Annotated in this window: 18 protein-coding genes and 2 pseudogenes; 16 read left to right on the top strand and 4 right to left on the bottom strand. The window is 40.2% G+C overall.

Annotation, left to right across the window (positions count from 1 at the left end):
* Positions 1–216: 216 nt before the first annotated feature.
* The 3 genes from AC6I5B_RS17915 (at position 217) to AC6I5B_RS17905 (ending at position 2,450) form a co-directional block, all read left to right on the top strand.
* A complete protein-coding gene (locus tag AC6I5B_RS17915; protein WP_497773508.1) occupies positions 217–1,014 on the top strand; it encodes a cupin domain-containing protein in 798 nt (265 codons plus the stop codon).
* Positions 1,015–1,075: 61 nt separating this feature from the next.
* Positions 1,076–2,185 (top strand): ISAs1 family transposase, encoded by a 1,110-nt coding sequence (locus AC6I5B_RS17910; RefSeq protein WP_071143769.1) that lies wholly within the window; start codon positions 1,076–1,078, stop codon positions 2,183–2,185.
* 40 nt (positions 2,186–2,225) lie between these two features.
* A complete protein-coding gene (locus AC6I5B_RS17905; RefSeq protein WP_497773507.1) occupies positions 2,226–2,450 on the top strand; it encodes a helix-turn-helix domain-containing protein in 225 nt (74 codons plus the stop codon).
* A 139-nt stretch (positions 2,451–2,589) separates the two neighbouring features.
* Here AC6I5B_RS17905 and AC6I5B_RS17900 read toward each other — a convergent pair.
* Positions 2,590–2,886, bottom strand: a pseudogene (locus AC6I5B_RS17900) (GH36-type glycosyl hydrolase domain-containing protein); the annotation flags it as partial.
* Positions 2,887–3,515: 629 nt separating this feature from the next.
* On the opposite strand from AC6I5B_RS17900, the gene AC6I5B_RS17895 reads away from it, so the two are divergent.
* The 8 genes from AC6I5B_RS17895 (at position 3,516) to AC6I5B_RS17860 (ending at position 13,844) form a co-directional block, all read left to right on the top strand.
* A complete protein-coding gene (locus AC6I5B_RS17895) occupies positions 3,516–8,126 on the top strand; it encodes an MBG domain-containing protein (protein WP_022250640.1) in 4,611 nt (1,536 codons plus the stop codon).
* Between the two features lie 114 nt (positions 8,127–8,240).
* Positions 8,241–8,435: a hypothetical protein gene (locus AC6I5B_RS17890; RefSeq protein WP_136017783.1), complete on the top strand. Its 195-nt coding sequence runs from the start codon at positions 8,241–8,243 to the stop codon at positions 8,433–8,435.
* A 118-nt stretch (positions 8,436–8,553) separates the two neighbouring features.
* On the top strand, positions 8,554–8,805 hold the full coding sequence (locus AC6I5B_RS17885) for a GIY-YIG nuclease family protein (RefSeq protein ID WP_044987458.1): 252 nt from the start codon (positions 8,554–8,556) through the stop codon (positions 8,803–8,805).
* 65 nt (positions 8,806–8,870) lie between these two features.
* Positions 8,871–9,611, top strand: a complete 741-nt coding sequence (locus AC6I5B_RS17880) for an SseB family protein (protein WP_004613203.1) — start codon at positions 8,871–8,873, stop codon at positions 9,609–9,611.
* A 125-nt stretch (positions 9,612–9,736) separates the two neighbouring features.
* Positions 9,737–10,687, top strand: a complete 951-nt coding sequence (locus AC6I5B_RS17875; RefSeq protein ID WP_004613202.1) for an ABC transporter ATP-binding protein — start codon at positions 9,737–9,739, stop codon at positions 10,685–10,687.
* Positions 10,671–11,537, top strand: coding sequence for an ABC transporter permease (locus tag AC6I5B_RS17870; RefSeq protein WP_004613201.1), 867 nt, complete (start codon positions 10,671–10,673; stop codon positions 11,535–11,537). The genes AC6I5B_RS17875 and AC6I5B_RS17870 overlap by 17 nt, the downstream gene beginning before the upstream one ends.
* 12 nt (positions 11,538–11,549) lie before the next feature.
* On the top strand, positions 11,550–12,929 hold the full coding sequence (locus AC6I5B_RS17865; RefSeq protein ID WP_497773506.1) for a DUF7088 domain-containing protein: 1,380 nt from the start codon (positions 11,550–11,552) through the stop codon (positions 12,927–12,929).
* 12 nt (positions 12,930–12,941) lie between these two features.
* A complete protein-coding gene (locus AC6I5B_RS17860; protein WP_004613199.1) occupies positions 12,942–13,844 on the top strand; it encodes a DUF4340 domain-containing protein in 903 nt (300 codons plus the stop codon).
* Positions 13,845–13,889: 45 nt separating this feature from the next.
* Here AC6I5B_RS17860 and trhA read toward each other — a convergent pair whose 3' ends face one another.
* Positions 13,890–14,543 carry a PAQR family membrane homeostasis protein TrhA gene (gene trhA / locus AC6I5B_RS17855; protein ID WP_004613198.1) on the bottom strand — a complete coding sequence of 218 codons (654 nt, stop codon included), beginning with the start codon at positions 14,541–14,543 and terminating at the stop codon, positions 13,890–13,892.
* Positions 14,544–14,835: 292 nt separating this feature from the next.
* Between trhA and AC6I5B_RS17850 the strand changes: the two genes are divergently transcribed.
* The 5 genes and pseudogenes from AC6I5B_RS17850 to ppk1 all read left to right on the top strand — a co-directional run.
* Complete coding sequence (locus tag AC6I5B_RS17850) at positions 14,836–16,428, top strand: DEAD/DEAH box helicase (RefSeq protein WP_071143522.1); 1,593 nt, start codon at positions 14,836–14,838, stop codon at positions 16,426–16,428.
* A 100-nt stretch (positions 16,429–16,528) separates the two neighbouring features.
* Complete coding sequence (locus tag AC6I5B_RS17845; protein ID WP_004613196.1) at positions 16,529–17,131, top strand: ECF transporter S component; 603 nt, start codon at positions 16,529–16,531, stop codon at positions 17,129–17,131.
* A gap of 2 nt (positions 17,132–17,133) precedes the next feature.
* Positions 17,134–17,700, top strand: a complete 567-nt coding sequence (locus AC6I5B_RS17840) for an ECF transporter S component (protein WP_004613195.1) — start codon at positions 17,134–17,136, stop codon at positions 17,698–17,700.
* Between the two features lie 373 nt (positions 17,701–18,073).
* Positions 18,074–21,430: a choice-of-anchor I family protein gene (locus AC6I5B_RS17835; RefSeq protein WP_497773505.1), complete on the top strand. Its 3,357-nt coding sequence runs from the start codon at positions 18,074–18,076 to the stop codon at positions 21,428–21,430.
* A 21-nt stretch (positions 21,431–21,451) separates the two neighbouring features.
* Positions 21,452–23,527: pseudogene (ppk1, locus tag AC6I5B_RS17830) on the top strand (polyphosphate kinase 1); the annotation flags it as partial.
* Positions 23,528–23,587: 60 nt separating this feature from the next.
* Here the strand turns inward: ppk1 and AC6I5B_RS17825 are convergent.
* Positions 23,588–24,130 (bottom strand): rubredoxin-like domain-containing protein, encoded by a 543-nt coding sequence (locus AC6I5B_RS17825; protein ID WP_004613190.1) that lies wholly within the window; start codon positions 24,128–24,130, stop codon positions 23,588–23,590.
* A 110-nt stretch (positions 24,131–24,240) separates the two neighbouring features.
* A complete protein-coding gene (locus AC6I5B_RS17820) occupies positions 24,241–24,630 on the bottom strand; it encodes a Fur family transcriptional regulator (RefSeq protein ID WP_004613189.1) in 390 nt (129 codons plus the stop codon).
* Positions 24,631–24,829 lie beyond the last annotated feature (199 nt).

Genomic DNA, 24,829 nt, shown 5'->3' with positions numbered 1-24,829 from the left:
TTTGGAAAACGATTGTGATAAATCGCTTATACAGTAGTAGTATAATATATTTTTTGTAAATCCGCTAGAACGGTAATTGCAAAAAAACCGTTGATTTTTGCAAAAAAAGGAAATAAATGGTAAAAGCGGTTATTTTTTTGTACAAAAAGGAAGTAATTATAGAGAAAGAAAAAAAATTGTGCTATAATTTGCAAAAACAAGTCTAGGAGAAAATTTGTGAAACGGAAATTATTGGAATATTTGAAAAAGATAGACAGTAAGGAAGAAGAATTTATTAAAAATGAGAAAAACGTGCTAGCGCCTTATGTGATAAAAAAAGGAAGTTCCGTCATAGATACGGACAAGATGATTCGCGAAGGGGCTATGATCGATATTATGAAACAGCCGAGATTTGTAGATATCCCGGAGCATACGCATAAATACATGGAAATAATATATATGTTCAGTGGTTCGGCGACACATATTATCGATAAGACAGAAGTTAAGTTGGAAGCAGATGATGTTTTGTTTATCAAACAGGGAACACCGCATTCAGCAAGCGCCTCGGGGTATAACGATATTGGAATTAAAATATTTGTTCTTCCGGAGTTTTTACAATATCCGCTCAGCATGCTGAACGAAGATACGGCGCTTCGGCGTTTTATAAAAAAAGCGGCGGAAAATGATGTGGAGGATAAGGAATTTTTGCATTTTCATTTGCAGGATTTGCCGGACGCTCAGAATCTGTTGGAGAATATGACACGAAGTCTTTTGAATCAGACGAGAAACAGCAAGAGAATTTTGCAGGCAACGATGGGAGTTCTGCTGATGGAATTATCAAATAGAACGTATACGATCACAGTCGGCTCCCCATCTTCCTATGAAAGTCAGATTGTGCTGGAAGCATTAAGATACATAGAGGAGAGCTATCAGACGGCATCGCTTAACAAGTTTTGCGAACATCATAATCTTCCATGCTATTATGTGAGCCGTCTTATGACCCAGTATTCCCACGACAAACGCATGAATGAATAAATTATGAACACCCTGTCCGGATTTTTTGATATAATCAAAGAAAAAAGGATGGGGTGTTCCTATGAAAGAGATTTTAGACTATGCAGGTACGGTGATGGACATAAGACAGGAGAAGAAAGTTTTGCATAAGATGGCGGATATTATCCTGCTTGTATTTTTTGCTACGCTTGCAAATGCAGATGATTGGGTAGAGATTGAGATGTTTGGAAAAGAACATGAAGATTTTTTGCAAAATTATCTGGAACTTCCAAATGGAATCCCTTCCCATGATACACTCCAAAGAGTTTTTGCAATGGTGCCCACTGAATTTCTGGAAAGTTTTCAGCAAAAGTGGAATGAAATGTTAAGCAGCGATGAGGGGGAGAAAGTAAAGCGCCTGCTTGCGATTGACGGAAAAACCCAGAGAGGGAACGGAAATAAGAACCAGAGACCGAATCATATTGTCAGTGCTGTAGATGAAAGAGGCTTTTGCCTGGGACAGAAACGAGTAGAAGAAAAAACAAATGAGATCAAAGCAATCCCAGAACTGTTGGACCATCTGAATATAAAAGGGACAATCATAACAACAGATGCCATGGGAACCCAGGTGGCTATTGTAAAGAAAATCCGCCAAAAGCGTGCGGATTATGTTCTGGCATTAAAGGCAAACCAGGGGAGTCTTCTGGAAGATGTGAGGGAATATTTTGCAGATAAAGAACTTCGTGAGAAATGCGCTTATAAAAACCGGATAGAAAAGGCCAGGGGGAACCTTGAGAAACGGGAATACTGGCAGACAGAAGACATCAGCTGGTTAAGCCGGAAGAAAGAATGGGCAGGATTAAAAAGCATTATCATGACTCGTAATACAATAGCAGGGACAGATGGCAGTACAACAGTAGAAGAAAGATATTTCATAAGCAGCCTGTCGACCAATATAGAAGAAGCAGAGCGAGCTGTGCGTGGTCATTGGATGATAGAAAGCTATCATTGGCATTTAGATGTAACCTTTCGAGAAGATGGGAATCACACATTAGAAAAGCAGGCATCCTATAATCTGAACATTATAAGAAAACTGGCTTTGAATATGTTAAAAATTTTAGAGGTAGGAAGCCGTCCGTTAAGCATGAAAAAGAAACGGTATGTGATTGGAACAAATCCAGAAAAGCATTTAGAGAAGATTATGTCTTTATAATTTTTGAATTTAGTATATGGTGTGGTTGAGGAGCACATTCATGCGTTTGGCTTGCCAGTATTCCCCTTATACCTTTACAAAATATCTGCAGAGAAGACGTATACTCCAGGCGGCCTATCTCCTGACGGAGACAGACACGCTGATAGAGCAGATTGTTGTAGAAGTCGGGTATGAAAATTCAAGTCATTTCCATAAACTGTTTAAAGAAGAATATGGAATGACACCGAAAAAATACCGTGAGAAATATGATTCTATGGAGAAGTGATGGGGATTTCTTATCCCATCACTTCTTCTACATGATTCGGGTACTTTACTGTGATGTAATACACTGCATTGCGGTACTTACGAGTTGCCGTAAATCCATCCATATTTGATGGAATACAAGGACCTATTTCCAGACCGTCAAAGGAACGTTTCAGATGTTCTGATAATGGTTTCGCAAGTGCAGAATCATTGTTGAAGTCTACCATTTCATCTAAGATAGACAGATCCCCGGTCTCTTTGATATAGGCAGCAGTACCTGCAATCAGTCACAGTGGATCATCATTAAATCCGCTTCCATCTTCAAACTGTGTCGCTGCAATGTCGAGAATTCTCTGGCGCGCGCAATCTGGGATCAAGTGTACGAATCCAAGCAGATCCTGACAGGAATCGCGGAATCCCATACCACGACCGGTCCCTGACTCGAAATAAGAAGCAGAATTCTACATAAGAAGTTAAGTTCAATTGCTCGCAAGTCTCGTTGGTGTTTGTAAGGATAAGCTGGTTTACCTCACAAGTCTCATGGAGCTGCGATGAACCATGTTTCACCATTCTGCCGTCATAAGATTCAGTGCCGGAATTGTTTATTCCCGGCTCAATTCCAGGAATGGTCAGATAATGAGGATGTACTTCATCAATAAGTTTATGAATCTCAGCATCCAAAGTATGTATTATAAAGTGATCAATTGACGCCCGACTTTTTGTCTGGAAAAAAATTTAAATAAAGCTTTTTAAAGTGCATGTGTATGTATACTCCTACATCTGTCAAGTATTGTGATTGTTACATTTTAACATGGTTGATACGAAGTGTAAATCTTGGTTTGTTTAATTCGACATTTTGCAATATACATATTTTGATTTTTGAAAAATACACAGGTGATTTGACGACAAATAATCCGGTTGCTCGACAAAAATGTAAAAAAACGAGAAAAACGTCATAAACCCGAGAAAGTGTTGAAAACAATAGATTTTCATATTTATAATGAACATTGGGAAAAAATACCATTTCAGGAATTTTACCACAATCAAGAACAGAACATTATTACATTAGAAGGGAGAACGTACTGTAATGAAAAAGAATCAGACAAAGCGTCTGCTTGCACTTGTACTAACACTTGCGCTGACATTAAGCAATGTGCCGACGACCGTATTTGCGGAAGATGTGACAGCGACTGAGCCACAGAGCACGACAGAACAGCAAGTGCAGTCACAGGAAGAGACGACAGAGCAGGTGGATCAACAACAGCAACAGGATGAAGATACTAATACACAGCAGACAGAACATGAAGCAGAGTTTCATGGGAACAAAGTAGCGGGGGTAGATCTTCGTGGAAAGTTTCAAAATGCATTTGGGGTTGCCCTTGAATATCGTTTCCGGGTTTCAGGGACACAGGATGAGTGGCAGACTGTAGATATCACAAAATCACACACATTGCAGTCAAATGTGTATGATGTACAGACACGGCAACCTTTCGGAAAATGGAAAGATGCAGGGACAATGCAAGTTAAAATCTACTACAATGTAGGTTTTGTAGTCGAAGGACATGAAGCAGGGGGAGTGTTGATCGACGGACAGAGTGCATCATCTGCTAAGGTTTACCAAAACGAAGCAGTGACATTTTCTGTGAAAGACATTGACGGGTATGACGTAACTGTAGAAGGCGTGACTCAAAATGAAAACGGAACTTACACAGTAGCGTCAGTACAGGCAGATACAACTGTAAAAGTGGTATATACACTGAGACAGTATTCGACAGTAGAGAGTACAGCAGTCGAAAATGCCAAAATTAAGATTAACGAAAGCAGTGATGCATCTGTTAAGGTAGAGAATAACAAGGAATTTACAATTGAAGTAACACCCAATGCAGGTTATGCGGTAACTGAGATTAAAGTAAATGATACAGCACTTGATAATGTCACTTTTGCAAATCAGACAGCAAGCGCATCTTATCAGGCAGGAGAAAATCAGACATATTCAGTAAGCGCAACGCTTGTAAAGACAGGATTTGCGTTAAATGACAAAAACGAAGATGGCGTATATGCAGTTGGATACCGTGATGGGATGGATCAGGCTACAACAGAGTCAAATATCTTCAACACTTTGGTCAACGCAGGAGCTTCTGTTCCGGCAGACCTGACAGTAGATGATGTGACAATTCAGTACTATGCAGGAGCATGGGGGAAATGGCAGGAAGTAAATTATGAACCAGACTTTTTGCATGGATTTACAGATCATAAATTTGGAACAAAAGAGACAGAGCAGATTAAAATTACATATGCCGGCAATGACCAATATGGAAGTTTTAGTTCTGATGAAATTACAGTAACGATTGTAGACCCGCGTTCTGTCTCAGTTTTGGAATTGAATGCTGGTGTTACATTACAATATAACACAGAAGAGACGATGAAGCAGGAAATCTATGAGAAAGTCATCGCTTCTTTAAACACAGGTGAGGGAACTGCGATTGCACATACAATCGATGACTTCACAATCGAATTTGAAAGAGCGCTTGGAGAACAGACAGTAACAGTCTCTTACAAAGGCTCTGACGATTATAAACCTTGTGAGGCAAGTACTGTTATCACAATTGAAAAAGGAAAAGCCTCTGTAACTGTAAATTCTCAGAATATTACATACGGAGAAAGTTTTGCACCGGTATTTTCATCAAACCCTTCCGATGCAAAAGTAATTGGAATCATTGGTGGTGTGACAGGAAACGGAGCTCTTTATGTGAGCGTGGATGCATCTCAGATTACAATCAACGATATCGCAGGAAAAGAGATTCCGGTTATCGGAAACCTGTCTCTTCAAAAATTTATTACAGACACACTTGGAATTAAAGAATTTAAAGTCAGTCAGCTGACTGATATTTTACAGAAAATTCCAGGGGAAGATATCAGTGATATAGTTGCCGGAATTCAGCAGGCAATCGATGTGATCGAGCAAGTTGCTCCGGGACTACTTGACACAACAGTATCTCTTGGCGAACTTCCGAGTGAAGCAGGAGTATATACAGCAGTTGGTGTTACAGCAAGCCAAAACTATAAGACAGCATTAGGAATAGGACTTCTCACAGTCGCTCCAAAGACATCAGATGTAAAACTTGCATTTGATCAGGAATTTGACAACAATGCGCACAAACTGACAATCAGTCAGGCGCAGGCATTTGACTTCGGCGGACACATTGTAGACGGAGATGTTCAGGAGACAAACAATGTTCATACACTTTATGTCGGAATGACAACAAGCGGAAAGCTTTATACAGGAACAACTCCATGTTTAGAGCCAGGTGCGTACACAGAAAGTGTTTATGTATTGGGAGGAAATTATTTCGCACTTCCAATTAGCAGATTATATACAATTCAGCGAGAAGAAGTAGAAATTAAATTTGAGCCATCAGCTTTGACAGCAAGATATGATGGTAATCCACACGGATTAAAAGCAGGAGTTTATAATGCAAATGGCGACAGAATCGCAGATGCAGAAGTAAAATATGCAGGAATCGAAGCAGGAATTGAAGGATATTACAGCAAAGAGATGCCGGTAGATGCAGGCTTCTATTTAGCATCAGCATCATTTGCAGGAGATGATACTTACCAGCCGGCAATCAAATTAGGCGGTGGTTCCGTACTGATTCTGAAATCATATGCAAAAGGAAAGATTCAGGTTGGATTATTGACAACAACTTACGGGGAACCGACAGATCTCACAAAAGTGCAGTATACAACATCTGGTCTTGCTGCAAGAGATGTAGAGACGATCAAAGCAACAGTAAAATGTGATGGCAATGACTCTGCAGTAGGAAGCCATGCAATTTCTGTCAGTGTACCAAAGTCAGTTCAGAAAAACTACTATAGAACAATTAAGACTCAGGACGGAACACATACAATCGAACAGAGAGCAATTACTGTTCAAATCGGTTCTTATTCAAAAACATATGGTACAGAGGATCCGGCATTCTCTTATGAGATCACAGAAGGAAGTTTGGCAGAGGGAGATACTCTGAAAGATCTTGGTATCAAGCTTGCTCGTAAACAGGGTGAGAATGTAGGAAACTACGAAATCTATGTAGAGAATGAAGCAGAGTTAAATGCAAATTATGCAATTACAGTAGTAAATGGTAACCTTGAGATTACACAGGCAAATGCAGTGATCAGAGTTACCGGTGGAAATGACAGCAGCGGAAATTACACAAAAAGTTATGGAGATATAGATCCAATTTATACTTACTGTGTAGATGCACTGGTTAATACTGATGTGCCGGAAAATGAAGAATTTGGCAAAGTAAAATTAGTTCGTGAAGAGGGAGAAGATGTAAATACTTATACAATTACTCCGACTGTGGAAAACTTAAGTCCAAACTATACTTATACAGTTGAGACTGGAACACTTGAGATTATTCCACGCAGCATTACAATCAGCGCAGAAGATGTACAGAAAGTATACGACGGAGAAGCAGCAGAAGCACCGTACACAATTTCCGGATTGCCGGCAGATAAAGATACAGCAGATGCAGAAGATCTTGGACTTCACGTAAAAGCAGATATGCCGACAGAAGCGGGAACTTACGAAGTTTCTTATGCACTTGATGAAACAGCTTCACAGAATGCAAACTATAAAGTGACATTCCTGCCGTTTAATGTTGTGATCAAAGCAAGAGAACTTACAGTTAAGATTAATTCGACAGCAAAAGTGTATGGAGAAAAAGATCCGCAATTTAAGTATACATTAGAAGGAGAACTGGTTGGTGACGATAACCTTGACATCAAACTTGTTCGCGAGCCGGGAGAGAATGTAGGAACCTATAGAATTTATCCAGAAAATGAAAATGTATTGAATGCAAACTATAAAGTAACATTTGAGTATGGACAACTTACAATTGCCAAAAAGGTAATTACAATCTCTGTTACTGGTGGAGAGCAAAATGACGGAAATTACGTAAAACGTTACGATGATGCGGATCCGGCTTATTCATTCAGTGTAACAGACGAGAAGGGTGATGCTGTGACAGATGAAAATCTGGGTGAAATCAAAGTAGTACGTGAAAAAGGTGAAGATGTAGGAACTTACACGTTGATACCAACTGTAGAGAATGAAAGTGAAAACTACGAGTACGGTATTGTAGAAGAGAATGGTACATTGGAGATCCTTCCACGTGAGATTACAATCAGCGCGGAAGATGTAGAAAAAACATATGATGGAAAAGCAGCAGAAGCGCCATATACAATTTCTGGATTAGCAGCAGATAAAGATACAGCAGACGCAGCAGATCTTGGTTTAGAGTTAAAGGTTGTAACAAGCCAGACAGCATTAGCAGATGGAACAAAACTGGAAACTCCGATTGAGACAGAAGGAATGCCGGTAGATGCTGGAACTTATACAGTTACATATGCATTAGATGAGTCTGCTTCACAGAATCAGAACTATGATGTAACATTCCTTCCGTTCAATGTATCTATTAAGAAAGTAAATACAGATAATACACCAACGACACCATCTACACCAAATGATAGTGATAATCAAGGTTCAAAACCAAATTTAAAACCAGATTCAAAATCAGATTCAGTAGTGGATACAGGTGATACAGCAAATGTGATGACAACTATGACAGCGACAGCTCTTGGCGCTTTGGTTGCAATTGCACTTCTGTTATTCAAAAGAAGAAAAACAGACAAATAATAAGAAAATAAGAAAAGAAGCAGTTCGTTAAGAGCTGCTTCTTTTATTGCAAAATAATAAAGCAAAATTAAAACCTCCGAAAAGAATGGTATTTTTTTTCTGAACTTTCTTACAATGAGGATAAATGAAAGAACACAAAGGGAGGAAGAACGGAATTTTACCGATGATTTTTCACAAGCGACGTTTGACTTTCGATGTAATTATCTCCGGAACCCGGAGATGGAATGTTATGTGAGAGATACAGACAGGCAACGTCTGATTTTAAACGGAACAAACGAGACATTAAATGATGCGGCAAGCCCGACATGAATTGGGTAAGACAACAGGGATTTATAATGCAAAAAGCGCATTTCATAATACAGAGAATTGTCACTGTGACAGGGGTGTGTTATCTTATAATGGTATTCAGGAAAAGAGGGAAAAAATAATGAATTACACATATATCGTAGAATGCAAGGATGGCACGCTATACACGGGGTGGACGAATAATCTGGAAAAGCGAATTGCAGATCATAACAGCGGGAAAGGCGCCAAATACACGCGGGCGAGAAAGCCGGTCACACTTGTGTATTATGAGACTTTTGAAGCAAAAGAGGAAGCGATGAAGCGAGAGTATGCGATCAAACACATGAGTCGGAAAGAAAAAGAAAAATTGATAGAACATTTTCCTATACTTTAAGAATATTCTATATTATAATAGGAGTTAGATGTATATTTGCAAAAAAAGGAAGGAATCGGGAAAATATGAGCGATAAAAAATTAGAAGTAATTAAAAATTTACAACAGGCAGAAGCAATTTATGTGATTATGTCAGGATTTACAAAGATGCCGTATGTTGCGTGTGACGAAGAGACATTCGATGATAAGGTGTTTGTCTATTTTGAGGAAGAGCCGGCAAAGGAAGCTGGAAAGAAGCTTTTAGATGCAGGGAACCTCGTACATATAGCAAAGGTCGAAAACCGTCTGTTTTTAGAGTTTTATACAAGCCTCTATCCGATGGGAGTGAATTGTCTGCATATCAATCAGGGCGTGGATGGAGATATTTTGATTCAGCACAGTGATTTGCTGCGCAGAAAAGATCCTGCGGAGATTGACGATGGGAAAGTGCGTGTGGAGAATCCGGAATTCCAGCTCACAGCGCTTTATTTTGAGCAGGAATTTCGTAAGAATCAGACAATTCCAATGTCTGATGAACTGAAAGAGACTTATGAAGAGATGCTGGTGCATTTCAGCAGAGGAAAATACATTGTTCCGACACAGGAAGAGCATGGCATCCCAATTTTAAAACAAAAAGAAGGACAGGCTTACCTTCCTTTATTCACAGATCTTCACGAATTTCAAAAGTTCAATCGTGAGGACAAATTTAAGGGAGGCGTCGTAGAGGCTGAAAAAGTATCTAATCTTTTGAATGATGAGATGTCAGGAGTTGTTATAAATCCGTTTGGATTCAACTTAGTATTAAATCTGCAAAAGAAGGACGCTTAGTGGGAAAAGATGTGTTTCACAGAATGAACACAGAATTCTCATAATTTAAACACAAAAATATCATAAAGTTATCGATTTCTTTTCATATAATATAAACAATTCATGTTGTTTCAGGAGGGAAGAAATTGATAGAAGTAAAAAATTTAGTCAAGAAATATGGCGATCACACAGCTGTAGATCATCTGAGCTTTACAGTTGAAAAAGGACAAATCTATGGATTTCTCGGACCGAACGGCGCCGGAAAATCTACCACAATGAATATTATGACAGGATATTTGGGGGCAACAGACGGTGAGGTACTCATCAATGGGCACGATATTTTGAAGGAGCCGGAAGCGGCGAAGAAAAGTATCGGTTATCTGCCGGAGCTGCCTCCATTATATATGGATATGACTGTCATGGAATATCTTAAGTTTTCAACAGAATTAAAAAAGATTAAAAAAGAAGACCGAGAAGCGGAGATTGAAAAGGCGTTGAAGCTTGTCAAGCTCGCAGACGTGCAGGACAGATTGATTAAAAATCTGTCAAAAGGATATAAGCAGAGAGTAGGACTTGCGCAGGCGATTTTAGGATTTCCGGAGATTATCATACTGGATGAGCCGACTGTAGGGCTCGATCCAAAGCAGATCATTGAGATTCGTGAACTGATCCGTGAACTGGCGAAAGAGCACACGGTTATTTTGAGTTCGCATATTTTGGCGGAGATTCGTGAAGTGTGCGATTACATTATGATTATCTCAAAAGGAAAGCTGGTTGCAAGCGATACTCCGGAGCATTTGGAAGAATTGATGAATGGCTCCGATACGATTCATATTGAGACAAGAGCCGAAGAAGAGACGGTAAGAGAGATCCTAAGTGGACTGAAAGATATCGAAGATGTGACCTATACACAGGAAAATGAGATCTTGAAAGCAGAGGTTAAGACGAAAGAACGAAAAGATATCAGAGAAGCGATTTTCAGTGCATTTGCAGAGGCACAATGTCCTCTTCTCACATTGCAGAAGACAACAGTTTCGTTGGAAGAAGTATTCTTAGAATTGACAGGAGGACAAAAATCAGATGAAAGCAATTTATAAAAGAGAGTTAAAATCTTATTTTCAATCTATGATCGGGTATGCGTTTATCGCATTTTTACTGGCGTTTGTCGGTATTTATTTTATGGCATATAATCTGAATGCAGGGTATCCGTATTTTTCTTACGCGTTATCCGGCGTGATGTTCATGTTCCTCGTTGCTGTGCCGATATTGACGATGAAGAGTTTTTCGGAAGAACGAAAGAGTAAGACAGACCAGCTACTTTTGACATCGCCGGTCCGTCTGGTGGATGTTGTGCTTGGGAAATATCTTGCGATGGTAACAGTATTTCTGATTCCGAATCTAATTTTTTGCATCTATCCGCTGGTGATCAAAATGCAGGGGACTGCCTATTTGCGGGTGGACTATGCGGCGATTTTGATGTTTTTTATACTTGGCTGTGTCTACATAGCAATCGGAATGTTTTTATCTGCGTTGACAGAAAGCCAGATTATCGCAGCGGTAAGTACTTTTGCAGTGCTTCTCATTTTACATCTGTGGGGCGGATTGTTAGATTTTATCCCGAGTACGGCAATCAGTGGAGTGATTGGAATAATCGCAATTATCACGATTGTGGCGTTGATTATATACCAGTTGACAAAAAACTGGGTTATCAGCGCGGTGATAGAAGCAATTGGAGTGATTGCATGTGTCGTTACATACGTTGTGAAATCATCTTTGTTTGAGAATCTGCTCGTGAATCTTTTGGGTAAATTAGATATTTCCGGTAGTTTTTCAAATGTGTATATGAACAAACTATTGGATGTCAGTGATTTGATTTTATGTTTTTCACTCATTGCATTGTTTGTATTTCTGACAATTCAGACTATACAAAAAAGACGTTGGAGTTAGGAGGCTGTATCGGTGAAGAAAATAAAAGAAATGTTTCAAAGTCCTCAATCACGTTATGGGACATATAGTATGGTAATAACTGCGGTGGTAATCGCAATCGTGATCGTGATAAATATGATTGCAGGTCAGCTTCCTGACAGTATGAAAAGTGTAGATTTGAGTGGTAATTCACTCTATGAGATTACGAAGACGAGCAAGAAGCTTTTGAAGAATCTGGATAAAGAGGTACAGATTCATGTGTTGGCGGAGAAAAGCTCTACAGATGAGAGAATTCAGACATTCATAGAGAAATATGCAGCGCTCTCAAACAAGGTGAAGGTAGACTGGGTGGATCCGGTACTGCATCCTTCAGCGGTTACAGAATATGAGGCACAGGAGAACAGCGTTGTTGTAGAGTGTAAGGATACAGAAAAGAAGATGGTAATCCCGTTCACAGATATCATTGTGTACGATGAGATGTCTTATTATACGACAGGATCAATGACAGAAAGTGAGTTTGATGCAGAAGGCCAGCTGACAAGTGCGATAAACTATGTGACAAGTGACGCTTCAAAGACAATCTACCGCACAACAGGACACGGAGAATCTACTTTCTCCACGACAATCACAGATTTGATGGGAAAATCCAATTTCACAATATCTGAGTTGAATCTGATGATGAATAATAAGATTCCGGATGACTGTGATCTGCTTGTTCTGTATGCGCCGACGTCGGATTTGACAGCGGACGAGAAGACATTGATCACAGATTATCTCACAAATGGCGGGAAGGTATTGTTCATTATGGGAGATACGCAGAATGAGACACCGAATTTAGATGCGCTGATGAAGACTTACGGAATGGAAAAGGTAGACGGCTATATTGCAGACACAACAAGATGCTATCAAGGAAATCCATATTACATATTCCCGGAGATCACAGCAAGCGGAGAGATGGCGGACGGTCTTTCTTCAAAAATGGTGTTGTTGATCAATGCGCTTGGATTTAACACGGCAGATCCGGGACGTGATACTATCACAGTTGACAGCTTCATGACAACTTCCAGCAACGGATATGCGGTGACAGAGGATAAGGAGACTCAGGGAACTTATACTCTTGGCGCTGTGGCAACAGAGGATGAAAGCCGATTTACAGTTATTTCGGCGGCAACTATGATCGATGCAAATGTGACAGATTCCTTCTCAACCTTGGAAAATACAACGCTATTTATGAATGCGGTTACAAGTAATTTTGACGATGTAGACAATCTTTCAATCGAAGCGAAGAGCTTGGAGACAACATTCAATACAATGCAGCACACAGGATTATTAGGACTTGCAGCGATCATAGGTGTTCCGGTTCTCATTGTCATCTTTGGATTTGTAAGATGGCTGAAACGCCGTAAAGCGTAAGGAGGACATAGAATGAAGAAATATAAATCACTGATCATTCTTTTGGCAGTTCTGGTTGTGCTTGTAGTTGCGTATGTTGTGACAGGGCAGTTAAAAAAGAAATCTGCGGAGAAAGAAAACGAAGAGAAACAGATTGCAGTGCTTGATATGTCGGATATCACCTCAATTCAGTATACGAACGGAACAGATACGATGTCGTTTATAAAAGAAGATGGTACATGGTACAGTGAGTCTGATAAAGAATTTCCACTGCAGCAGAGCAGTCTTAAGACGATGGCGGAGACTTTTGGAACGCTTTCAGCTAATCGGGAGTTAACCGATGGAGATACACTTGCGGACTATGGACTGGAAGAGCCACAGTATACGATCACGCTCAAGAATGCTGATGGAGAAGAACAGAACATTTATATCGGCAATGCGGCAGGTGAAGACTATTATATGACTGTAGGAGATAAGGAAAAGATCTATACGGTAGATTACAGTGTGGTAAATGCAATGAATTTTGATTTGGATTCTATGCTTCAGAAAGAGACATTCCCAAGCATTGGATCAGATAATATCAAGAAGGTGACAATTACAAAAGCCGGCGAGACAACCGAGTATGATGCAGATAACAGTGATCAGTCAGATGATATCACAGCAATCGGCGGAGGACTTGGAGCAGCTTATTTTGTAGATTGCGTGGACTATTCTGTACAGGCGGATGAACTGGCTCAATATGGATTAGATGAGGCACAGCGCACAACAGTCACAGTCGTATATACAGACAGCGATGATAAAGAACAGACATTTACACTTTATGTAGGCGGAAGAGATGAGAGTGATGCCTATAATTATGTGCAGATGGATGGCTCGAAAATGGTCAATACGATGACAAAAGAGACTGTAAATAACATATTGAATATTGAAGAATAAGAAAAACGGAGGCTATTTGTATAGTCTCCGTTGATATACATATATTTAAAGTATGAACACATACATTACGATGAAATGACAGATACTTCCACCCATTACAAACAGATGGAAGATCTCGTGAGTCCCGAAATTTTTATGCCGGCTGTTAAATATTGGAAGTTTCAGTGCGTAAATAATTCCGCCAATGGTGTAGATGATACCACCTGCTAAAAGCCATCCGAATGCGGCGGGAGAAAGTGCGTTCAACAATTTTGTAAAGGCGAGAACACATGTCCAGCCCATTCCGATATACAGCACAGAAGAGAACCATTTCGGGCAGTTGATCCAAAATGCTTTGATCAGTATTCCGAAGATTGCAATGCCCCATACGATGGAAAGAAGAATGATTCCGGTTGTTCCTTTTAAGACAAGCAGACAAATCGGAGTGTAGCTTCCGGCAATCAAAACGGATATCATCATGTGGTCAAATTTTTTCAGTCTTTTATTCACTTTTTCTGAGATATCAAGGGAATGATAAATCGTACTCGCTGCATATAATAAGATCATGCTGACCAAATAAATCGTAAGTGAGATAAGGTAAATTGGGCTTGGTTCATGGGCAGCTTTTATCAGTAATGGTATTCCGGCAAAAATTGCCATTAACATGCCGATAAAATGAGTGATTGCGCTTCCCGGGTCTTTTAAATGCTTTTTATTCATAAGTCATACCTCCTGGTGATGAAAAATGTTATATGTAGTAATTAATACTATGTTAAGTATATGTATATATTACACCTGATATGTATAAATAGCAAGTTAAATTTGACAAAAGCGTTTTGCTCTGTTATGATGTTACCCAGAAACTTTGTGAATACCCTTTACTTGGTGGCAAGTGAAGGGTATTTTTATTGAATGATAGGAAATTCCTTTGGAATCCTATCATTCAATAAATGCACACCGCGCGAAGATTACGCTACTGCGCAATCTTTTTTAAATAGAAAGGATATAAAATATGGGAAATATGAATTTTGAGAATCTCGGACTTTGTTCAGAGATTCAAAAAGCAGTAAAATACATGGGATTTGAGGAGGCGTCGCCAATTCAGGCAAAAGCAATTCCGGTTATTTTGGAAGGAAAAGATATCATTGGTCAGGCGCAGACAGGAACCGGAAAGACAGCGGCATTCGGGATTCCACTTTTACAGAAAGTCGATCCGAAAAACAAAAAGCTGCAAGGGATTGTTCTTTGCCCGACAAGAGAACTCGCAATACAGGTGGCGGATGAGATTCGAAATCTGGCAAAATATATGCATGGAATTAAAGTGCTTCCAATCTATGGAGGGCAGGAGATTGTAAAACAGATCCGTTCTCTGAAAAGTGGGACACAGATTATTATCGGTACGCCGGGGCGTGTGATGGATCACATGAGACGAAAGACGATCAAGATGGATCAGGTGCACACGGTTGTCCTTGATGAGGCAGACGAGATGCTCAATATGGGATTTCGCGAAGATATCGAGACGATTTTAAGCGGAGTGCCGGAAGAAAGACAGACAGTTTTGTTCTCAGCGACAATGCCAAAAGCAATTATGGAGATTACAAAAAAATTCCAAAAGAATGCCCAAGTGGTGAAAGTGACAAAAAAAGAGCTCACAGTTCCGAATATCGAGCAGTTTTACTATGAAGTAAGACCAAAGAATAAGGAAGAGGTGTTAACTCGTCTTTTAGATATTTATACACCAAAGCTTTCTGTTATTTTCTGTAATACGAAAAAGCAGGTGGACCTTCTTGTGACCGCATTGCTTGGAAGAGGATATTTTGCGGCGGGACTTCACGGTGATATGAAGCAGGCGCAGCGTGACCGTGTGATGCAGGGATTCCGAAGTGGGAAGACAGACATTCTTGTTGCGACCGACGTGGCAGCCAGAGGAATTGACGTAGATGAAGTAGAAGCAGTATTTAACTATGACTTGCCGCAGGATGATGAATATTATGTACACCGTATCGGGAGAACGGGGCGTGCGGGAAGAGTCGGACGTTCGTTTTCATTTGTATCCGGAAAAGAAGTGTATAAACTGAAAGAGATTCAGAGATATTGTAAGACGAAGATTTATGCACAAAAGGTTCCGTCATTGGACGATGTTGCGAACACAAAGATGGAGAATATTTTGGAGGACATTGACCGTATTATCGAGACAGAAGATCTGACAGCGATGGTCAATGCAATCGAGAGCAAAGTAAATGGCTCTGATTACACAGCGATGGACATTGCGGCTGCATTCTTGAAAATGTGTACGGGAATGACGATGGGCGATGACGGTTCAGCGGAGGATATGGACTTTGGTGACACCGGAGCAGAAGAGCCTGGAATGGTACGTTTGTTTATCAATATTGGAAAAAAGCAAAAAGCAAAACCGGGAGATATTCTTGGAGCGCTTGCGGGCGAGACCGGAATGCCTGGAAAACTCATCGGTACCATCGATATGTTTGACAAATATACATTTGTAGAGGTTCCGAGAGAGTATGCGAAAGACGTTCTGCATGCGATGCAGAATGCAAAAATCAAAGGAAAATCGATTGCCATAGAACCGGCGAACCAAAAATAAATAAACTGGACTGGTTAAAAACTCAAAAACTGGTATTTTTAAATATACCAGAATGATGTTAGTATAGTACCTAACTTAAGTAAGGAAAGGGGTATACAACATGGAAAAAAAGAATGAGACAATGATAAAATTAGCACAGACTGCTTTGGTGGCGGCGTTATGTTATGTGACCTTTACATTTTTGCAGATCAAGATACCGATGCCTGGTGGAGATGCCACATCACTGCATCTGGGAAATGCGGTATGTGTACTTGGGGCACTGCTGTTAGGCGGATGGTATGGCGGGCTTGCAGGAGCTATCGGAATGTCTATTGCAGACATTATGGATCCGGTTTATATTACAGTTGCACCAAAGACATTTGTATTAAAGTTATGCATCGGTCTGATTGTCGGACTTGTGGCGCATCGCATTGCCAGGATCAATGAGAGCAGTGATAAGAAGTATGTGCTCAGATGGAGTGTGATTGCATCTGTTGCAGGACTTGGATTCAATGTAATCGCAGATCCGCTTGTAGGTTATTTTTATAAACAGTGGATACTGGGACAGCCGCAGGAGATGGCGGAGGTGCTTGCGAAATGGAGCACGGCGACCACATTCGTAAATGCAGTGGTATCAGTCATTCTGGTCGGTGTTGTATATAATGCGCTCAGACCGGTATTGCTTCGCAGCGGACTTATTCATATGAAGAGAAAGGCTGTTTAACTATGAGGCAGAGTAGTACGATAAACTTAAAGACGATTGTGACGGCTGGTTTTTTTGCCGCAGTTACATTTCTTGGGATACAGATGTTTCGGATTCCGCTTCCGGCAGCAGTTGGGACACCATTTGTACATTTTGGACATATTTTTGTTGTGCTGGGTGTGCTGCTGCAAGGCGGGAAGAAAGGTGCAGTATCAGGAACGATCGGACTTGTATTATTTGATCTGTTAAACGGATACGTGCAGGCGATTCCACAGGTTTTTATAGAGACAATTGTGAAGTGCTTGATCCTCGGTGCCATTTTAAAACACTTTGTCAAAGGGAAAGATGATAAGAAGACAGAATACCGGGCTGTCACGATCGGCGTGTTCGTGTACGCTGTGATGAATATTGTGATTGAATTTGTGATGGGAACGATTACACTTTTGATTGCGGGAAGTGGAGTGAATGCGGCACTTTTGGGAGCGCTTACTTCAATCCCTGCCACAGTGATAAACGCAGCGTTTATGGTCGGCGTGGTGCTTCTTATTTACAGACCGATAGGAAGGATATATAAAAAGTACTTTTATTAGCAGGCGCATCTGTGATTTCCAGATTAGTTCCCATATGGTCAGCTAACATTTACTCTATGATCCTGTAGTTCAGCGGAAAGCTGAATTACAGGATTTTTTTGAATTATAGGAAATTCCTTTGGAATCCTATAATTCAAAAAATGCACTTCGTGCAAAGATGCGCAGCTCGCGGGGGTGAAATTATCACTGCGTGAACCGCTCGCGCGCGAAGATTGCGCTATTGCGCAATCTTTTTTTAGATTTCACTTCATAACAGGGAAGAAGAACTTTTGAAAAAATTAAATTAACATACTTTTTGCAAAAAACAATTCTGAATTTAACAAATATCTTTTACAATTCTCTCGTAGTGCGTTTATTTAGGAGGAAAACAAATATGAAAAAAGTATGGAAAAGAGGAGCAGCGTTTGCATTAGCAGCATCTGTAGCCTACTCGCAAAATGTTATGAGTTTAGTTTACTCAGCAGATAAAAATAGTGATAGCGTGGAATGGAATACGGATGCAGAGGTTTCTGTAGAGTACCTGACACTTCAGCCGGGGGAGACGGATTCGGCTGTGAATCTGAATTGGTATGCGCCGACAGGAACGGAGAAAGCGATTGTGAAATTTGGGGATCGGATAGTGGAAGCATCTGTGGAGGAACTTCATACACCGACAAAGGTAGACAAAAACAAATATACTGACACTGGGAAAATGGTATGTAAAGCAACAGTTGACGGGCTTACAAAAGATACGGAATATCAGTATCAGGTGTCCTATGATGATGGGAAAACATGGTCGGAAATCAATAGCTATAAGACAGCAAAAGAAAATGAGTTTAAGTTTGGCTTCACAAGTGATCCTCAAATCAAGGAAAATGGAGAGAGCAACAAAGAAGGATGGAACTCATCTGATGGTACGAACCAGACCGGTTGGGCAACTATGCTGGATAAGCTGATGCAGGAGAATGTAAATCTGGTTGTATCTGCCGGAGATCAGGTGGAAGATCAAAGTTGGGGAAAGTCAAGTGAATATGCCGCATTTTTTGCACCGAAGGAGATGTCCTCGATTCTTTATGCTCCGGCGGTTGGAAATCATGACAGACATTATATGTTTGCAGATCATTTTAATCTGCCAAATGAAATGCTTGTAGATGGAAGTGAAGGCGTGCTCAGCCAGGTGAAGACAACATTTCGTGGGCAGAACAGTGGGACGAGTCAAAGTCATGGAAACTATATTCAGGCAACGGCAGATGAAATTGCGAACCAATCTGAGTCAAACGGAGTGACGCCAAATGCAGAAGGACAATATGACTTTACCGAGAGAAGAGAGATGGAGACAAAAGGTAATTATTATTATCTGTACGATAATGTACTTTTTGTAACTTTAAATACAGGGGCATATCCGGGTGGCAACGATGCGGAAAATGCAGGACAGTATCAGTGGCTGATTGTAACACATCACAAATCTACACAGACAGTGGCAAAGCATGCCGCAGACTCCGATATTGAGAACTATGTAGATGGAGGATTTGAAAAAGTCATGGATGAGTTTGATGTGGATTTTGTACTGGGAGGACATGATCATGTATATTCCAGAAGTTATGTTTTAAAAGACGGACAGCGCAATTCAGAGCGCCTGGATACGATTAATGATCCGGACGGAACGATTTATCTTACTGGAAATTGCTGTTCTGATATGCAGTATTATACCCCGTTTGAAAAACTAGATAAAAATAATAATGCGGATTTTCCGATTTTAGCAAATGGAGAGAGTGGTTCTGCATCCTATCTGGAAGGAAATCTTCCTGTGGGAAATCAAGAGTGGAATCAGGAGTATAGTCCAAGTTATGCTATTTTTGATGTGACAGATCAAAAGATTTCTGTAAATGTGTATAATCTTTCCGGAGAGAGCGATGCACCAGACAGTGAGCTGATCGATTCATTCAGCGTTACAAAGAATACAGACGGAGGAGAACAGACATCAGGAAAAGAAAATACAAAGACATCTCTGGATGTGGTTCAAAAGGCACGATATGACTCTGGCATGACAAATGCTGACGGCGGTGTGATGGAGATTGTAGATTATAATACGACGACTGGATGGGCATATGCGGTCAATGGCGTAACCGGAAACTTGACAGCCATCGCGATCAAAGATATGAAGTCTTCAGAAAAGATAGACCTTTTGGATGGCAATGATATTGATGTAAAATCGATGGTAGAAGAAAATTGTGCAGGGTTTGTATATGGAGATATGACTTCTGTTGCAGTTTCGGAAGACGGAAGTAAGCTTGCAGTTGCAATACAGGCAGAAAATTATGCAGATACCGGACGTGTGGCGTTATTTACATGCAATGCAGATGGGACGTTGACCTTTGATAAGGTTTATGAGACCGGAGTGCAGCCGGATATGGTTACATTTGCGTCGAATGATAGTAAAATTCTTACGGCGGACGAAGGGGAACCAAGAGATGGATACGGGGATGGAATCATAGATCCGAAGGGGACAGTCACAATTATTAATTTGGCAGACCAGACAGTATCACAGGTAGATTTTACATCGTATGATAATTCTGGCAGCCGGGAACAACTCGTAGAAAGTGGAGTTATCCTGAAGAAAAATACGAATCCTTCTGTAGATTTTGAGCCGGAATATATTGCAGTAGGAGATAAGACAGCATATGTGACGCTTCAAGAGGCAAATGCTATCGCAGTAATTGACTTGAACCAGCAATCTCTTACAGGAGTTTATTCTGCCGGGTATGAAGATTATAGTACTTGCGCAGTAGATATTGACAAAAAAGATGAAGCATATAAACCAGCAGTTTATGAGACATTACGAGGAATACGTATGCCTGATGGGATTGCAACATATCATATAAATGGTGTAGACTATATAGTAACAGCAAATGAAGGTGATTCTCGGGAATGGGGTGAGTATCTGAATGAAGATGAGCGGAACTTCGGGAAAGGAGAGACGTCTCCAACAGGAAAGATTACAGCCGAAAACAGTGGATTAACTGGAAAAGTTGTATTTTTTGACAGCAGTGATTACGATGGGCTTGACAGTGAGTTTGACTATCTCTTTGGAGGGCGCTCTTTTACGGTATTTAAAGCAGATGAGCAAGGTCTGACAGAAATATACACAAGTGGTAATGAGTTTGAAGCAAAAACAGCAGGCTATGAACTAGAACACTTTAACTGTTCGAACGACAATAATGACATAGATGACCGCTCAGGGAAAAAGGGGGTTGAAGCAGAAAATGTAACTATAGGAAATGTAGGCGAAAAGATTTACGCATTTATTGGTTTGGAAAGAATCGGAGGCGTAATGATGTATGATGTTACAAATCCAGAGAAAATCAGTTATGCAAATTATATTAACTCCCGCGATTTCAGTGCGGATATTGCAGGAGATGATTCACCGGAAGGACTTTGTTTTATATCGGAGTCGGAAAGTGTGGATGGAAATGCACATTTATTAACGGCATGTGAAGTATCAGGAACCGTTGCATCATATGAATTAACTGCTCGGAAAACAGAAGATCAGGGAAATGAGCAAGATTCGGATAACGGGCAGGATTCGGGGGAAGGACAGAATTCAAACAATGGACAGGAATCCGGACAAGGAGCAAAATCAGATGCACCAAAGACCGGAGATATGCAGAAAACAGCAGGACTTTTCACAGCAATTATTTTGACTTTGACAGTCGTATTTGGAATTACAAAACGCCGTCGCTATACGTTATAAAACGAGAGTTTCTTTTGAAAATTCAAAACAAAGGAGAAGGCGAAAATGGGAGAAATTTATATGAACCGGGAGCTTTCCTGGCTAAAATTCAACGAAAGAGTACTGGAAGAAGCAGAAAATGAGTCCGTTCCACTATGTGAGAGAATGACATTTGTCTCTATTTTTGAGAGCAATCTGGACGAATTTTTTATGGTAAGAGTCGGGTCTTTGAGAGACCAGATGCTTATCAGCAGTAAATGGAAAGACAATAAGACAAATATGACTGCACAGGAGCAGATTCATGCAATTTTTCGAGAAGTAAAGAAGCTTAACAAAAGAAAAGATAAAATATACAGCAAGCTGATGACAGAAGTAGAACAGTTTGGAATCTGCCTGATTGATTTCCAGATGGCGCGTGAAGAAGAACAGCAGTATTTGGAAAAGTATTTTGAGACAGAGATTGCGCCGTTGATTTCACCTACCGTAGTCGGAAAACGCCAGCCATTCCCATTTTTGCGCAACAAGGAAATCTACGCGGTTGTTGTATTGGAGACAAGAAACGGAAAGGAACGTCTTGGAATTATTCCATGCACAAATAATATGCTGGAGCGTATGATTGAGCTGCCGTTTGGACAGGGAAGATATATGCTGTCAGAAGATTTGATTTTACACTTTATGGCAAAAGTATTTAAAGGTTACAAGATCAAAGGAAAGTCTCTCATTCGAGTGATCCGAAATGCGGACATTGATGCAGATGCACTTTATGACGAAGATTTGGATTACCGTGAATTTATGGCAGAATTAATGAAAGAACGCAAAAAACTTTCTCCGGTACGCCTGAGTCTTTCGCGTGAGATGGACGGAAATGTAGTGCATGCATTGTGTAAATATCTGGATATGGATACAGACAGTGTATTTCGTGAAGAGTCTCCGCTGGATATGACGTTTATCTCTGAAATTGAGGACCTCCTCAGAAAGAATTCAGAAATGTTCTATGAAAAGCGAGTTCCGCAGAAAACACCTGATATCAAAGACGGAACCAGTATTATTGAACAGATCAAAGAAGAAGATAAGATGTTATCCTACCCGTATGAATCTATTCGTCCATTTTTGAATCTGCTCGTGGAAGCGGCGGAAGACGAAAATGTAGTTTCGATTAAAATGACCTTATATCGACTTGCGAAACAAAGTAAAATCATCGAGGCGTTATGCGAGGCGGCAGAAAACGGAAAAGAAGTAGTTGTATTGGTAGAGCTTCGGGCAAGATTTGATGAGGAAAATAATATTGAGTGGTCCAGAATGCTTGAAAAAGCAGGATGCCAGGTAATATATGGGCTGGAAAATTATAAAGTACATTCAAAGCTTTGTCTGATTACCCGCAAGGCAGAAGGAAAGATCGAGTATATTACGCAAATCGGAACCGGTAATTATAATGAAAAAACGTCCAGATTATATACGGATTTGTCTCTGATGACAGCAAATGTGGATATCGGTCTGGAGGCAGCGGGAATCTTTCAGGCACTGTCAAAAGGGGAAGTGGTGGAAGAGACAAAACATCTTTTAGTTGCTCCGAAATGTCTGCAGTCAAAAGTTATTGAGATGATTGAGGAAGAAATCATACGTGCAAAAAGTGGAGAAGATGCATATATAGGATTAAAACTGAATTCTCTCACCGATAAAAAAATTATGGATAAGTTAGTGGAAGCTTCCTGCGCAGGAGTGAACATTGAGATGGTAGTGAGAGGAATCTGCTGTCTGATTCCGCAAGTTGCAGGTAAGACAGAAAATATCCGTGTACTTAGCATTGTCGGGAGGTTTTTGGAACATTCCCGCATCTATATATTTGGAGTTGGAGAAAGACGAAGATATTACATTGGTTCCGCTGATTTTATGACGAGAAATACAGTGAAAAGAGTGGAGGTTGCCGCTCCGGTCTATCAGGAGAATCTAAAAGAACGACTTCAGGAATTGTTTGATATTTTGCTGCATGATAATCAGAAAGCAAGATGGGAAGATAAAGATGGTTGTTATCACATGCGGGTGAATGAAGAAAAACCAGTCAATGCTCAGGAAGTATTGTACCAGATGGCATATGACAGAATTACAGAAAAAATATAAAGTAAAAGGAGCCTGACCACTGGTCGGCTCCTTTGTAAATGCTCGTAAGAAGCATTCAAATTAACCAAAATATCTGTTAAGAAGTCCTTCGAAAGCTTTTCCGTGACGAGCTTCGTCTCTAGCCATCTCGTGAACTGTATCGTGAATAGCATCTAAGTTAGCAGCTTTTGCACGTTTTGCAAGATCAAATTTTCCTGCTGTAGCGCCGTTCTCAGCTTCTACTCTCATCTCAAGGTTCTTCTTTGTGCTGTCAGTTACAACTTCACCTAATAATTCAGCGAATTTAGCAGCGTGTTCTGCTTCTTCCCAAGCAGCTTTTTCCCAGTATAATCCGATCTCTGGGTATCCTTCTCTGTGAGCTACTCTAGCCATTGCAAGGTACATACCAACTTCTGAACATTCTCCTTCGAAGTTTGCTCTTAAGTCAGCTAAAATATCTTCGCTAACGCCCTGTGCAACACCAACTACGTGCTCAGCAGCCCATTCTCTTTCTCCTGTCATTTCTTTAAATTTATCAGCTCCTACATGGCACTGTGGACATTCTGCTGGAGCAGCTTCTCCTTCATAAACATAACCGCATACTGTACATACAAATTTTTTCATTTTAAAACTCTCCTTTTCTGTTAATAATATTTTTTATCATCAATATTAGTAATAGTTACTGATATTAATTTATCATAATCAAATGAAAATGTCAATCCTTATTTTGAATTTTATTGTTTTTTAACACATTCATTACATGTCCCGTAGAACATCATAGAGTGGTTCTCGATAATACCATCAAAATTCTTGCCGGCAGTCTCATTAATGAAATCCATCTGTTCGATATCAAGATCCATGACTCTGCCACAACAAGTACAACAAAAATGATAATGTGGAATTGTTCTTCCATCAAATCGATCTCCGCCATTGGGAGTAGGTATCTTTATAGCATCTCCAATCTCTGCCAGCAGATTCAGATTGCGATATACTGTGCCCAGGCTGATGTTCGGAAACTCTTTCCTTACATTTAAATAGACAGTATCTGCTGTTGGATGTTCAGTTGTGCTATTCAGATAGTCTTTGATGGACTCTCGCTGGCGGCTGTATTTTAAAGTTGCCAATGGGAATCCTCCTTTCAGTCAATAATAGTAATAGTTACTATATTTATAATATTAAAAAAGTGAAATTTTGTCAATACAGAAAATAAAATTCACAATAAAAACACAGTATACACGGTTGACAGTAAGATGTTACGTTGATATAATACCAATGTAACATATTTAACATTTTTGTAACAATTAAGAAAAATATAGTAGGAGG

This window comes from Faecalimonas nexilis, from assembly GCF_059731825.1.
This window is presented reverse-complemented; position numbering and strand designations above follow the sequence as displayed.